This window comes from Prevotella sp. oral taxon 475 (assembly GCF_018127805.1).
Classification (GTDB): Bacteria; Bacteroidota; Bacteroidia; order Bacteroidales; family Bacteroidaceae; genus Prevotella.
The window spans coordinates 447783-462254 of record NZ_CP072334.1 but is presented as its reverse complement, the minus strand read 5'-3'; the positions used below and the strand labels follow the sequence as shown (position 1 = coordinate 462254).

Sequence of the window (14472 nt, the reverse complement as noted above, 5' to 3'; positions counted from 1 at the left end):
GTCAAAACAAAAACCACCGACAAGGGCTCGGGGCCTACTTGCCAGTGGATTCTTTCTATTGTAAAATAACTCTCTTGTGTGTGTAATTCGACTCTCTTTTTGGGTATTCGTATACTCTCTAATGCCTTTTTAGTTGGGGCAGACGCAAGCATCCGCCCCACACTTCCAATTCTCTTTTTCTTCTATTCAATACTCTCTGTATATCCTGTTCTCACCGATGGGTGGGTATATTGAATTCCGTGACCTTGGAAACAACATTTCCATTGCCCTGCAACACCGAGACGCAAATCTTCACACTGCCCGCCTTCAAGCGTTTAGCTGCCTGCACCAGCGCGGTGTATCGGATGGCTTTGCCAGCCTCTATCTTCTCAATGTGAATGCCGGGCGAGATGTATAGATGGCTCTTTCGGCCGATCTCTTCAACCAAGGGCTGAACATCATAGATCGTTTCTCTACCGTTGTTCCACACCTCGAAGATCACTTTGCAAAGCTCTCCGCGAGAGATGGCCCTGTCTTGATTGGCATCTACGAAGCGGGCGTTGCGTATTTCCAGTGCAAACGGGTGTTCTATGCTCGGCACGGGGCTTATTTCTGCCTGCGAAAAGGGAGCCGTTGTGGGACGTTGTGCACTATAATCGCCCGTATATTCTACGCCGGTGAAATCGTACAAACGGTCGTCACCGCCGTTTTGCGCATCAAACCCGCTCTCGTCTATCACCGTTTGGGGTTCACGATCGGATTTTTTGTGATAGTAAGCGTCATCTTCCTCGTGTGCACGGCTGCCTTCAGGCTTTCTGCGCTCGTAGCGTTCGTCGGCTCCTTGCCGTTCTTTTGCTTCGGCTTGTGCGTCTATTGCCGTCCCTACGGCTGCTCCGGCGGCCATACCGACAATCGTTCCGATGTCAGAACCTCTGGCTCCGCCGCCGATTCCGCCAATGGCACTCCCCAAAACAGAACCTAACGTGGCACCGACATAGATCCCTGAACCTGTATAGGTGCCGCAACTGCTAAGCCATATCGCAACACTCATCGTTGCTATCCATCTGTTTCCTCTCATCGTCTTACTGTTTTTAGGGGATGACTGCCTTCTCTCCGTCGGAGCGTATCTTGGCCTTGCCTGTCGTTGGGTGGCGTTGCGTCCCGTTTACAGCTGCAAAATTATGGCTTTCGGCACATCTGTCAAGAGGATTTTCCCCACGATGAGATAGGGAATGCCCTAAATTGCAGAAAGCAACCTTCCACTCTGCATCGCCCCCAAGCTATTCGATTGAGAGAACAACGATTCCCGTTAATTTTAATATTGTAAACCGTTGATACTCAAACATCTGAGACACCGAATTTTATTCTCTTAGCTTTTGAGGTGTGAAAGCTAAGAAAACACATCGCAAAAGCTAAGAAAATAGAGTGTAAAACCTTAGCTTTTCGGTTGTAAGGAGGGAAGTAGTAAGTAGTAACTAATCAATGAAAATGAAGAAGTATAGGAGTTGGCACAAACTAACTGATAATGAGGAGGGAATGCACAAATTAGCATGATATTGCTCTGTTTGTAAAGGGCAGAAATATGCAGATTTAGGCAGAAGTTCAGTTACCAGAGTGTTACCTTGTTTTGATGTTGGTAACGATGGTGTAGCATTCGGTAACTGAAATATTTTCGCTCATGTGGTTGTTGCTTTGGTCGGCAGTTTTCTGCGTATGTGAGGAACGCTTTAATTCGGGTAATTTTACCCACAAATATTAAAGCGTATGAAAACAGAGAAAATGAAGGTGTTGCTCTACCTTAAAAAGAGCAGTTTGGACAAGTTGGGGAAAGCTCCGATTATGGGGCGGATAACTCTTGGAAGGAGTATTGCGCAGTTCAGTTGTAAGCTCTCCTGCAATCCCGACTTATGGAATCCACGTGAGAGCAGAATGGATGGCAAGAGCCGTGAGGCGGTGGAGGTTAATGGGAGATTGGAGAACCTGCTGCTTTCCATTCAATCTGCCTCTCAATCGTTGATTGCCAAAGGGCAGCCATTTGATGCAACCGATGTAAAGGAACTGTTTCAAGGGAGTGTGCAGGCACGATGCATGCTCATCGAAAGGTTGGATATGCTCATCAAGGAGAAAGAAAGCCATATCGGTATAGACATCAAGGAAGGGTCTATGTACGCCTATCATTCCACTCGGAAAAGGTTACAGGAGTTTATTCAGAGGAAGTATCATGTTTCGGATTTGGCTTTCTCGCAGCTGACAGAAAACTTTATCTACGAATTACAAGCATTTTGTCTTGGCGAACTCGGTCATCAGCAAAGCACATTCTTCAGAGTTGCAGCAGATTTGAAGACCGTCTGCAGGTTGGCTTATCGTGAGGGGTTGGCTGATACGCTTCTGTTTGACAAAGTCCATATAGAACGCGGGGAGAAGAAAGCGCCCAAGGCACTTGACCAAGAAGCATTGAACAAACTGAAAGCAATCTGCTTTGATGAATTGGAAGAGGAAATGGGAACTGCTCGTGATGTGTTTCTCTTCGCCTGTTATACCGGTGCAGCTTATTGTGATTTGATGGAACTAAGCAAGAAGCATCTTGTTCGTGATGATGCAGGTAGTTTGTGGTTGAAGTTCAACCGACAGAAGACGGGTGTGCTTTGTCGTATCAAATTGTTGCCGGAAGCAGTTCGCTTAATTGAGAAAATGCACAGCGATGAAAGGGAAACACTGCTGCCTTTCATCAAATATTCCACTTATCAGTCCTGTCTTAAAGCCTTGCGACTACGGGCAGGTATTTCTTTTCCCTTTACCTCGCACATGGCAAGACATACCTTTGCCACACTTATCACCTTAGAGCAGGGCGTTCCAATCGAAACGGTGAGTAAGATGCTCGGACATACGAACGTAAGTATGACCGAACGTTATGCAAAGGTTACACCACAGAAACTCTTTGAGGAGTTTAACCGTTTCATTTCTTTCACTGAAGATATGCAGTTGGCTATCTAATCTTTATACTTTGTATATTCTTATGCATTCATTCCAGAAATTAAAACAACAAGACTATGAGAAGTACATTCAAGACACTATTCTATATCAACAGACAGAAAACAAAGGCAGACGGCAAGACCGCCATTCTCTGCCGTATCACCATAGACGGAAAGAGTACCGCCATTACCACAGGCGAGGAATGCAAGTCCTCCGAGTGGAACAGCAAACAAGGACTGACAACCGACAAGAAGACCAATCAAAGAATCGGCGAGTTTAAGGAACTTGTAGAGAAGACCTATCAGGATATTCTGATAAAGGACGGAGTGGTAAGTGTGGAACTGCTTAAAAACCGTTTGCAGGGAATAGCCACCACACCGACAACACTTCTTGCCATGAGCAAGACAGAACTGCAATCCGTTAAAGAGTGCGTGGGTAAATCAAGAGCAAAAAGCACTTATCAGAATCTTCTCTATTCAGACAAGTTACTTACAGAGTTTGTAAAGGATAAGGGAATGACGGATATAGTCATAGCCACTATAACGGAAGACTTGTTTGAAGAATACCGTTTCTATCTGAAAAGACGAGGTTTGGCAACAGCTACCCTAAATCGTTACCTTTGTTGGCTGAGTAGGCTGATGTACTGTGCGGTCAGTCAGAGGTTAATCCGTTGCAATCCCTTTGAGAATTCCAAGTACGAGAAAGCGGAACAGAAGATACGCTTTCTGCAAAAGAGCGATGTTGCCAAACTCATGGCATTGAGAGTAAACGATGAAGAGGCAGAACAAGCAAGACGGATGTTTATCTTCTCATGCTTTACGGGCTTGGCTATTGCTGATATGGAACATTTGCAATTTGGACATATTCAAACGGCAGCCGACGGACAGAAATATATCCGTAAAGAAAGGCAGAAGACAAAGGTGGAGTTTATTGTACCCCTGCACCCGATAGCGGAGGCCATCATCAATCAATGTAAGGAAGAACAACCCAGCATGAAAGAAATGCAGACGGTGAAAGAAAAAGGTGACGACTTTATTTTTCACTGTGCTTGTAGCCGTAGCGTGATGAGTGCAAAGCTGAGCATTGTGGGCAAGGCTTGTGGCATCAGAGAACGGTTGTCCTACCACATGGCGAGGCACACATTCGGCACGATGAGTTTAAGTGCAGGGATACCTATCGAAAGCATTGCCAAGATGATGGGGCACGCCTCTATATCCAGTACTCAAATCTACGCACAGGTTACCGATAATAAGATTTCGGAGGATATGGACAGATTGATAAGGAAACATCAAAAAGAAGAAATAAGGGAGGAAGCCGTATGAATGTCAATCACCATCAGACAAAAAGAGAGTGCAGCTATTTCGAGTGGGGCGACAAGATGCAAATCATTCGCAAAGGCAAAGGCGATATAGCCATGACAGAGAGTGAACTGGTAGATTTCTTTAGTGTAACATGGAGGAAGCTCAATTATCGTCTGCAACTTCTACTAAAAGTCTCTCCCCTGCAACCCGACGAAAGGGATACAGGGGAGCAGGAAGTCTATGTGAACGGACGACTGCGAGGATATGCTCCGCTTTATCCACTCACAATCATCATCGCTTTGTCTTATCAATTGGACAGCATGGAAGCCCACTTGTTCAGAAAACACATCTGCCAAGAGTTACAACACCCCACACCTATGGTAAAACAGATATTTCTATACGGAAGTGGCAGTATCAATTGATACACTTTTTTCTTTCACCGATATTATCTTACTACATTACTACAAGGAGGGATAATACGGTGAAAGAAAAAGGATTGGCATTGTGTAGTCAGAAAGGAGAAATCGCTATTACTACAACAAACTACAGTTTGCAACTTTTGCATCGAAAAGCAAGGCGATGCTTGTTTTATATTTCAAACAATTTGTATATCTTTGCAATATAACCGAAACTTTTAACGAGATGAGGGATATTAGAATTGAAAAGGGAATAAATAAAGACAATGCCTTGCTTTTATGTGAATGGTCCAATGAACAAGGAAAAGAGTTTCAGGAGCAATGGATGGGTCCCAAAATTTCTTACCCGCTGGACTATGATAAAATAAAGGACTTGGGAAATGTGTTTTCGATATTCAACCAAGGGGAATTTATCGGAATGATACAAGAAGTACGAATTGGCAAGGATAACATACACATAGGTAGATTTGTAATAGATTCCCGAAAAACAGGATTGGGCTTTGGGACTGAGGCCCTAAAAAGATTTGTAGATTTCATTCTTGAGGATGATAATATTAAAAGTATTTCCCTAACGGTCTTTGATTTCAACCAAAAAGCAAAGAGGATTTATGAGAAACTTGGGTTTGAAATCAATGAAGTAATTGAGACTCCAAGGCTGAAATACATTATGAAGAGATACAGGTAATTCCGAGTTTATCTAACTCCATACAATAAAGTAGTTTAAGAAAAAATAAATTAATTTATCCGATAAACAACGGAACTTGAAGCAGATTAAACAGAAAGAACTTGCTCTGTACTTAATGGAACAAGTTCTTTATATCTCACGACCTTTTCTCAATAGTCATGCCGTTTCTTTCTTATCAAATTTTCCTTCATCTTGGAGGTTTCACGGCAACAACAGAAAACAGCATCGGTATCTCACCATTCTTTCCTGCGATTTTGAACGTTCCGTTCTTTTCGGCAATCATGTTCCCGAACAGGTTGAAAAGCGAGTAATCATACTCTTCGAAAGACTTTATCTGCAAACCATTACAGAGCAAACCATTCAGCACTATAGCCAGCCCCGTGATTCCACGTAACAGTCTTTTGCCGATTGTCATTTTCCGAATCTGTGTAGGTTGCTTCTTCCACAACGTAAGGTTCTTTGCGCGAATAAGCATATCGGACTTGAGAAAAATCTTCATTGAACATCCATAATACGGGGTGAAATTCCACTATAACGAACCTTCCACAGTCTTTCAGCATTTGTGAAATTACATGTCCCCATTGGGTTAAGTCGGGCAACCAATTAACAACACCGTAAGATGTATATACAATATCAAACTGTTGTCCTTGCAGCACGACAGGTGCATCGTAGATGTTGCAGCAGCAGAATTGTGCATTCAGTCCTAATTCCTCATTCAAAGACTTTGCCGTTTGTATAGCCTCTTCCGAGAAATCCACTCCCACGACATTGGCTCCCATCTTTGACAGGGACAGCGTATCCATGCCGAAATGACATTGAAGATGCAGAATAGACTTTCCCCGAATGTCTCCCAACAAAGACAAATCCAAGTCGGGAACAGACTTTACCTCTTTCTTGAATTTATCCAAGTCGTAAAATGAAGAGTGCAAATGAATTTTTGTTCTTGCATTCCATGCTTCCTTATTTGTCTTATAATAACGTGAGTTCGATATAAGAATTGAATGAAAATATTCCGTTTCTTATTGATTATAATCATATTAGGTTATAATCAATTCTTCTTAAAATAGACTTGATTAGATAAAATAAAACTCTATAACTCTTTTAAGTGGTAATAAATACTCGAATTACAAGATTATTTCTTTATTTTGGAGTTTATTACATCTCTAAGTGCCTTATAGATAATATATTGGAGAAACTTCTTATATCGAACTCACGTTATAATAATCTTCCATCGTTTATTTTCCCTTTAATGTTAGTGTGTGTAATGTTCTAAACAGGTTGATTGCATCGATTTCTGTTTTAGTAGTTTACTTAAACCTCGATAATAACGCCACAGCTTCTTCGGTTGAGGTGGCGAAATTTACCATGCGACCTCTGTTACTTTCGACGATGAAAGCGGCGAGACTATGGCTGGTATATTTCGACCAATCGCCGACGATGGCAAGGCGAAGGCGATAGTTAGAGAACTTTTAAAGAATATCGCCCGCGAGTCTTGTTTTTAGTTCGAAGAAGTGGGGAGAAATGTTATGCTCGTGGATTATTATTCCATCGTAATACTGCCCGAAGAATTCGCCTATCAAGTCTAAGGCGTCTTGCACACAGCCGATGAATTGTTTTTCTGAAAGGACTTCCAAGAATGTTTGCCCGTCGGCTTGATGAGATATGATAGACTTTTCTTTCATGTTTTGTTGTTTTTTGTGAACATCTACTTCGTTCATGGCGACGAGGGAGGTAGTTCGCCATTCTTGCTGGCTGATTTTTGTGAAGTGTTCTGTGCGAACTTCGTTCAGCAATGGAACAGGTTTATTTTCTTCTGTATGGCTGTAAACGAATCCGCATTTCTCTTGTGCTCGTTTCGATTTCTTGTTTCCGTCGTAGTACCCACACCAAACCGTAGTTTGCCGTAAGTTCTCAAAAGCATACCGAAGCAATTCGTTTACAGCTTCAGGAATCAAGCCTTGTCCCCAATAGGGCTCACCAATCCAATAACCTATTTCACACTCATTGTCTACCATTTTTGCACTGTGGATTTCACTTCTTGCGGTCATTATCCCAATGCTGCCGACAGCTTCGCCAGTTTCTTTCAACACAACCGCATAGGTTTCAGGAGCAGAGAGTACTGCCTTTATAATTTCACGACTGTTCTCTACACTTGTATGCGGTGGCCAACCAGCAATAGGACCAACGTTCGGATTCCGTGCATACTTGTATAATGCTTCAGCATCGCTTTCTTTCCATGCTCTCAATAGCAGGCGTTTTGTTTGTAGTTCCATACTTTTTTCTTATCTTCCACGTTTCTTTATTAGCCTTATTATAAGATTTCTATTGTTTGTTTATTGTGTTTTAATATGTACTTTTATTTTCTTTATCGCCCAATCATAATGGCTTGAAGTTGCTGAAACACTATAAGAACCAAGCGTAGAGGTGCCCGTCCAATCGAATATGCCCTTGTTAAAGAGTTCGTTGTCAGAGAAAGTTGCAATCAATTCCATTACTTGTTGATGGCTTTCTTTTAACATTGCCTTTGCATCTGATAGCGATGTGTTTTGATGTTTCTTCCAAAACTCCACGTTCATTACTGGATATGTTTTCCAATTATAAGGCTCAGGAAGAAAAGATTTGCATTCTCCCTCACGATTGGAGTTTATCCAATTCAGTAACAACTGATGCCATTCATACAGATGAACAAGTACATCGCGCAGATTTTTGTCCCTACTCCAATGTGCTTCTTTGCCCATTGCAGCCATTTTTTCTGCAAAGGTTGCTGTCTGTAGCTCTTCGCTCATACTGTCTATGAGCTTCCACATCTTCTCAAATTGTCCATTAGCAGATGTTATTAAATCCACTTTTGTTGTTGCTCGTGCCATTGTTTTTTTTTATATTTTATCAGTTGAAATAACTCTGAATGTACAAGAGTTAACGGTGATACGGATATGTTCTGTATCATTAGTTATATAATAGTTCTTTCCTTTTTTCAGGAAATGATTCGTGTCTGTATGCATGATAATGTCTGAAATAAAACTTTCTATTTCTTGTGGCGATAGATAAAGTCCGAGCTTTCGGTTTATTCTGTCATACACAAATTTTGTATAACAGAGCTTTTCTATGATGGTTGCTTTCAGCGAATCGTCTATGCTTTCATATTCTTGACCATCTCCTTTTTGCGAAAGACTATCGGCAACCTTTTCTTTTAGTTCGGTTTGGCATTGTTTAATGGTCTTTCCTGCTGTGTCAATGATGATGCGGTTTTTGTGCCACTCGTGATATTCTCGGTTTTCTATGTCGTTCCACACAGGTAGTTTCATATTTGCTACTTCTGCATTTCTCTGTTCTGCACGCTTTTTGTGTTCTGTCTTATCCGAACAAACAACCTCAATGTTTACGAAACGGCAGTTGTTATTGACAGCAACATCTTCCCATTCTCGCCTTGTCAGTTCAATAGGGTTGCAGCAATCAGCCACTACATTGTTGCCCAATTGCAGATTGTCGGCTGCCATACGATATGCCAGCCGATAGCCTTCCCCCTCAATATCGATATGGCATAAGTCTTTCAAACCTTGTTCAATGGTATCAATGCGTAGGTAAACCGCTTCGAAATACTTTACAACAGACTTTGCAAGCGTGGATTTTCCTACTGCTGGCAGTCCAGAGAATATAAAGAGAATCGCTTTATTCATTGCAATCTTTATTTCAACAACTTAGTTGCAAGTTTATAAGTAAACAGAACTCGTGGATTGGATAAATCCCATTGCTATACTTCGGCTCGTATCAATTCACGATGTTTCTTGCTTATATCTTTCAAAGCGTTTCCCACGGATTTCCGAAGATATTCGCTCTCATGTGCTTTGTGCTTACTGATTAGAGCAATAGCTACCGATGGTTTTTCTTTGAAATACGGGCGACTTGTCCAAATTCTCAATCCCTCTGTTACAGCACGGACAACATTCGGATTATCGTCATTTATCCACTCTTCTATGAGAGGTAAGGACGTTTCATATCCTCTGTGTTTGCAAACTTCATCGAAGGCCTTTGCAAGCATTTCCTGCACACGCCAATTTTCATCGGTGCTTATTCGCTCTTTCAGAAAGTAAAGGGCATTATTATTCTCTGCTGCCAATCTACCCAATATCGTTGTTGCTAACATTCGTGCTTGATAGGCTTCGTGCTTTAACAATTCAAGTGCAAATTCAAAGCACTGTTCTTTTGAGTATGTAGAAAGGAATTCGTCGGCTCCATCAATGATGTGCTGAAAACCATGCTCTATTTGCAGTATCTTGTTCAATATATTATCGACTTTCATTTATTCGTTAGTGATTATATAAAATTCATTCCCCGTTCTCTTTAACAACAAGTCCGTTGCGCCAAGTAGTGACAATGAACCTGGGCTGTTGACTAATTTATTCTTTTCTATTCCTGGTTGAACTACATATATATGGAATTCAATATCGCAATAACTCGATGATAGCATATTTTGGATTATCAGTAATTCATTATCACCACCTTTTTCAAAGCGTGAAGGTCCTCCTTGCGTAAGTCGAGTGCTATTTCTACGGTTCATATGCTTTAATAACTCTATAGCATTATGCCTCCAATGATAACTTCTTTGTGCTTGCCCACATACTTCATATAAATCTTTCAACCGCCCTCCAGGTTTCTTGTTGGAAGAAAATTTACAATGATATAATTCAAATATAAGTTTGTTATGTTCTGACTGATATCCTTTTATTGCGATGATATCGCTTGCCTCATTTGCATCGTCATCGTCAAAAATAATATCATACTCCGATTCTTTCTTCAATAGCTCAAGTATTCTATACTGTATCGAATCTTCCTGTTTCGTTTTTTTCTGCGATTCTTTAGTAATATCGACGCCGTCCCAATTATACACCAATATCTTTTTCGTATCGAAAATAGGGGACTTATAGTTGAACAAGAAAAATAAATCATTGTACATTTTTGAATTGTCTTGAAACCATATGATAGGGGGATACTCAAAGAATAAATCTATAATGTCTTTACTTTCTTTTCTTTGACTTACAATAATTGGATTTCCTTTTATGAGGCTATATTTATATCCTCGACCATTCTTATCTTCATCTAATTCCAACTTATATGAAGATATACTATTTCCCGTGATAATATCAAAATCAATAGTATTGGAGGTATAGGCTACTAACTCGATGTTATGGTCTATTAGCAAGTTGGAGTCATCAATCGCTGATAGAGGGTCATAGTAAAACTTCTCATTCCATTTGATTGATATTGGAACTTTTCCCGAGGGAAAAGTTGATATTCTTTCGGGCTTTTGAATAAAATCAAAAATATTTTTTGTATCAATCCTTTCATCTAGCAATTTACTTCCTATCTTATCACACCATTCACAATAATCCGGTATAGATTTAACCAACTTTGTCCATACACGCCCCTTATTAGAACATCCAATAGTTATTTTTTCTCCGTCTTCATATCCTGTTCCAAATAAATTTGAACTATGCATTCCTTTGTCTATCTCGCTTAATCCTTTGACAATTCCATTTCCTGCATACATTGTAAAACTAATAGGTCCATCCAAGTGTGATTTTAATCCAAGATTAAACAACTCCAACTGAAAAACATTATGCAAGACCCTGTATATATCACTTTCATTGTATAAAGAAATATTTTTACCAACTAATGCTTCTGCAAGTTTATCATGAGTAGACCCATTATTTGAACTGTTGATATATAAAAGTTTCTGCTCTGGGTTCAAATATGCAATATACAAGTCGTATTCCGTATTAATCAGGTCGTCGATTTTTCCCCAAGCAACTTTTTCCGTGTTACGTGCAATGATTACTTGCAAATTCTTTTTAGTATGTTCAACAGCAACAGTTTCATATTTTTTATTTTTGAAATAATCAATATACTTTTCAGGATGCCAAAAGACATTGCTATCATAAAGTTTAAATACCACAGTGCTCATAGCTGGCATAATGTTCCGTAGAGGTATTTTGTGTGGTATCGGTACGTCCGAAAAGTTCTTAAAGAAACTTTCTTCTTTAACAATGCTCCCGATAATATCTTCATTTGATTGGCTTATGATTTTATCCCAATCCGAATCTTTACGATATAGTTCATTTAACACACCTTTAAATCTATTGTCAACGATATTAGCAATAACAGTCGCTGTTCCAAGATTACTTCCTGTTGTCCGTGTAAACCTCCCAATGAACTGGAAGGATGTTGTTATATTTTTGTGCATTTCGTGCATTGCACAAATTTTTAATTGGGGAAGGTCGAATCCTTCTCCAAGCATATCTACACAAACAATAATTCGGTGTCGTTTTTCTTTAATTCCTTCAAGTATTTCTCGCTGTGATACTTTTGATATTCCACTATGAATTAAGACTGGAGAATACTTTGAGTGTTTTTTATATATCTGTTCGTAAATTTCTTCTGCTTTTTTTCTCTCATCAACACGAGCCATTAAAATATGGTCATATCCGGCTTCAAGATCTCTTTTTAGTGTGTTAATAGCCTTTTCTGCAATCTTTTCATCGGCCGTTGCGGGATTAAAATCTACGATAGGGATAAATGTGATTTTTTCATAATACTTGTCTCTTTGTGCCAAAGACAGAGGATAGTTATATATGATTTCTCCTTCAATACGACCACCATCATTTCTGAATGGGGTTGCTGTGAATAGCAATACAGGTTTTTCTGCGACTTCAAATTTTAACTTTATTTCTTTCCAAGTTTTTGCTGCGATATGATGTGCCTCATCTACAATCAAATTATTACATTGCTGAACTATCAGATTTAAAATATTACTTTTCCCTGTTTTGAGGAGGTTTGTCAGAATTTGAGGTGTGGAAACAATTACATTGGCATCTAATATCTTCTTTGCATCCTCTACTGTTTCAATGGTCGTTTTAAGTACAGAAACCTTTGGATAAAGGACTGAATTTGCAACAATTTCAAATGGTTCTGTTTTAAGAATACCCAGTTCAATAAATTTATTAGAGATTTGTGTTCGTAATGAATCTGTCGGGACGATAACTAATGTTTTTTCATTTTGATTTGCTATTGATAGACAGAGCATCGTTTCTGTTTTTCCAGTCCCAGTCGGCATTACAACCAAAGCTGATTTGTTTGAAATACTCCAGTGTGCTAAGATTGAATGTAATGCACCGATTTGAGGCGGGCGCAGTCCATATTGTACAATGGTTCCTGATTCGTTTTGTTTTTCCTGTTTGTATTGAAATCCATTATACCAAGAAGAAACAATTTTTGAAACAGATGGATGTTTTCCGACAAGCAGTTTTTTCTTACAACTTTGGATTGCTTCTAAAGTTAGTTCTTGTTCCTTCTCCAATTGAAGATAAAATACTGCATTATAGCTCTCGGTGGGATATTTATCTTTATTTTTCGACAGAAAATAGACAAATCCATGTATGGTATGAAACTCATAGCCTGAAAAGGCATTACCCTCATACTTTTTAAGGATACCTTTCTCTTTCCCAATATAATAGGTCTTTTTATTTTTTCCTATAAAAATGGGTATTTTGACGGAAAAATCAACTGCCACTTGCTCGTCTGGAAATAAATTACACATAACGACTTACTTTAGAAACCATTTATTCTACAAAGTTAAGGATTTTATAATTAATAAAGCAATTGTTCGTATTCTATTTAATAGTGTCATTCCAACTTTATATTTTTAAGTTCAATAACAAATGCAATAGTTGTTTATCTCCTTGGAAAATCGTTGTACCCTTCGATAGTTCTCTAAATACCCTTATAATTCTTCTCCAGCATCCTTTCCAAGTCCGAAGTCTTGTAGAGTATCTTCCCTGCAAATTGCGTGTAGGGGATAATTTTTCTGTCGCGGTAGTCCTGCAAGGTACGGGGACTGATATACAGCCGCTCGCACACTTCCTTGCCCGTGAGGAAATGTTCGCCAGCAAAGAGTGGCTTGTGTGTCTGTGCCACTTCCATGATCCGTTTCCCCACACCTCTCAATGCCGAGACGACCAGCTGTATCTCGTCCGTCTCCATGTTCAAATCTCTTGCAGTTTCCATCATATCTGTCTGTTTTTAGAGTTATTCGTCTTTGAAAGTAGCAAACTTTCCACATCCTCGCGCTTGTAATAGCACTTGTGCCCGATTTGCGTAAACGGCAGCACACTCGTATCGCGATAATGCTGCAAGGTGCGCTTGCTGATGTTCAACAGCCGGCACACTTCTCTGTTGTACAGCCAGTCCGTGTGCTTACTCTTCTCTCCAAAAGCCTTGTGACAGCATTCCGCAAGGCTCAAAATTTCATCCCGAAGCTTTGCCCAATTGGTTTCCGTAATGACATAATAATTCATAATCATATTTTGTTATTATTTGTTATTTCAAATTTTTCCTGTTTCCATCGGCAAAGATAATGGCGTGCGTGCACCTCTCAAAGTAGTGGAGAACAGCAGGGAAGTGTAGGGAAGAATAAGGAAAAGGGCAATCTGCATCATCGGTTCGCATTTGCGTTTTCCTGCCCCGTCTTCTTTTTTCGATGCAAAATTAATATCGGATATTTCTCATTCTATCGCTTTTCATTCAAGTGGCAGCTTGTAGCGCTATGACAAGGACAAAAGAGACAGATTGATGTTCTTACCACTGCACAAATGAGGTTAATAAGGTAATCAAAGCAAAAGAGTGCATCTGAAAGCAAACAACGGCAATCATATTTCTGCTAACCTTTCTTTCCTGTCACCCATTTTTTGCTTAATGAGGCAATAAATGCTCTTCTTGCCTGCCCGTTTCCCTAAGAATTTTACAGCAGACAGGTGCAACATTATGCAAGAAGACTCTGAATGCTTGGAAGTTACGCATTCTCACCCTAACTTCACTCTTGGAAACCAATTCAAGGGAATAATGAAAAAGAACGCAGATGCAGGCAAGTATAAGCAACGGGGAAAGCTTCCCCATCTCCATTCCTTCAAACTTGTAGTAGCCAAATGTAGTAAAATGCGTAGTATCGCCCTACACTATCAAGCATTACTGATTATCAATTACTTATCACAGAATAGTATGTAGTAAGAAGAAGGATGAAAAAGTTTGGAAACGGTAAAACAAGTCAGACTTAAAATAAGATAGA

10 protein-coding genes and 5 pseudogenes are annotated in these 14472 nt (G+C 39.8%); 5 read left to right on the top strand and 10 right to left on the bottom strand.

Annotation, left to right across the window (positions count from 1 at the left end; genetic code table 11):
- Window positions 1-211: 211 nt before the first annotated feature.
- Window positions 212-1057 (bottom strand): hypothetical protein, encoded by an 846-nt coding sequence (locus J5A66_RS01790; protein WP_211790767.1) that lies wholly within the window; start codon window positions 1055-1057, stop codon window positions 212-214.
- A 686-nt stretch (window positions 1058-1743) separates the two neighbouring features.
- Between J5A66_RS01790 and J5A66_RS01785 the strand changes: the two genes are divergently transcribed.
- The 4 genes from J5A66_RS01785 to J5A66_RS01770 all read left to right on the top strand — a co-directional run bounded on the left by J5A66_RS01785 (window position 1744) and on the right by J5A66_RS01770 (window position 5354).
- On the top strand, window positions 1744-2973 hold the full coding sequence (locus tag J5A66_RS01785) for a site-specific integrase (protein WP_021590409.1): 1230 nt from the start codon (window positions 1744-1746) through the stop codon (window positions 2971-2973).
- Window positions 2974-3029: 56 nt separating this feature from the next.
- Window positions 3030-4274 (top strand): site-specific integrase, encoded by a 1245-nt coding sequence (locus J5A66_RS01780; protein ID WP_021590367.1) that lies wholly within the window; start codon window positions 3030-3032, stop codon window positions 4272-4274.
- Window positions 4271-4675, top strand: coding sequence for a hypothetical protein (locus tag J5A66_RS01775; protein WP_021590380.1), 405 nt, complete (start codon window positions 4271-4273; stop codon window positions 4673-4675). The genes J5A66_RS01780 and J5A66_RS01775 overlap by 4 nt, the downstream gene beginning before the upstream one ends.
- Before the next feature lie 220 nt (window positions 4676-4895).
- On the top strand, window positions 4896-5354 hold the full coding sequence (locus J5A66_RS01770; protein ID WP_044122971.1) for a GNAT family N-acetyltransferase: 459 nt from the start codon (window positions 4896-4898) through the stop codon (window positions 5352-5354).
- 187 nt (window positions 5355-5541) lie between these two features.
- Here J5A66_RS01770 and J5A66_RS01765 read toward each other — a convergent pair.
- From J5A66_RS01765 to J5A66_RS01725, 9 genes and pseudogenes are all read right to left on the bottom strand, one after another.
- Window positions 5542-6346: pseudogene (locus tag J5A66_RS01765) on the bottom strand (class I SAM-dependent methyltransferase).
- A gap of 315 nt (window positions 6347-6661) precedes the next feature.
- Window positions 6662-6940 (bottom strand): annotated as a pseudogene (locus J5A66_RS01760) (DUF4180 domain-containing protein); the annotation flags it as partial.
- Between the two features lie 150 nt (window positions 6941-7090).
- Window positions 7091-7627: pseudogene (locus tag J5A66_RS01755) on the bottom strand (GNAT family N-acetyltransferase); the annotation flags it as partial.
- Window positions 7628-7687: 60 nt separating this feature from the next.
- On the bottom strand, window positions 7688-8221 hold the full coding sequence (locus tag J5A66_RS01750) for a ClbS/DfsB family four-helix bundle protein (protein ID WP_004363257.1): 534 nt from the start codon (window positions 8219-8221) through the stop codon (window positions 7688-7690).
- Window positions 8222-8230: 9 nt separating this feature from the next.
- Window positions 8231-9031 (bottom strand): DUF3781 domain-containing protein, encoded by an 801-nt coding sequence (locus tag J5A66_RS01745; protein ID WP_021590411.1) that lies wholly within the window; start codon window positions 9029-9031, stop codon window positions 8231-8233.
- A gap of 8 nt (window positions 9032-9039) precedes the next feature.
- Window positions 9040-9654: pseudogene (locus J5A66_RS01740) on the bottom strand (DNA alkylation repair protein).
- Entirely contained in the window at window positions 9655-12948 is a 3294-nt protein-coding gene (locus J5A66_RS01735) for a DEAD/DEAH box helicase (protein WP_021590382.1), read from the bottom strand.
- A 173-nt stretch (window positions 12949-13121) separates the two neighbouring features.
- A complete protein-coding gene (locus J5A66_RS01730) occupies window positions 13122-13418 on the bottom strand; it encodes a helix-turn-helix domain-containing protein (RefSeq protein ID WP_021590404.1) in 297 nt (98 codons plus the stop codon).
- Window positions 13415-13705 (bottom strand): helix-turn-helix domain-containing protein, encoded by a 291-nt coding sequence (locus tag J5A66_RS01725; RefSeq protein WP_036874273.1) that lies wholly within the window; start codon window positions 13703-13705, stop codon window positions 13415-13417. The genes J5A66_RS01730 and J5A66_RS01725 overlap by 4 nt, the downstream gene beginning before the upstream one ends.
- 409 nt (window positions 13706-14114) lie before the next feature.
- On the opposite strand from J5A66_RS01725, the pseudogene J5A66_RS10240 reads away from it, so the two are divergent.
- Window positions 14115-14303: pseudogene (locus J5A66_RS10240) on the top strand (hypothetical protein); the annotation flags it as partial.
- Between the last annotated feature and the right edge of the window lie 169 nt (window positions 14304-14472).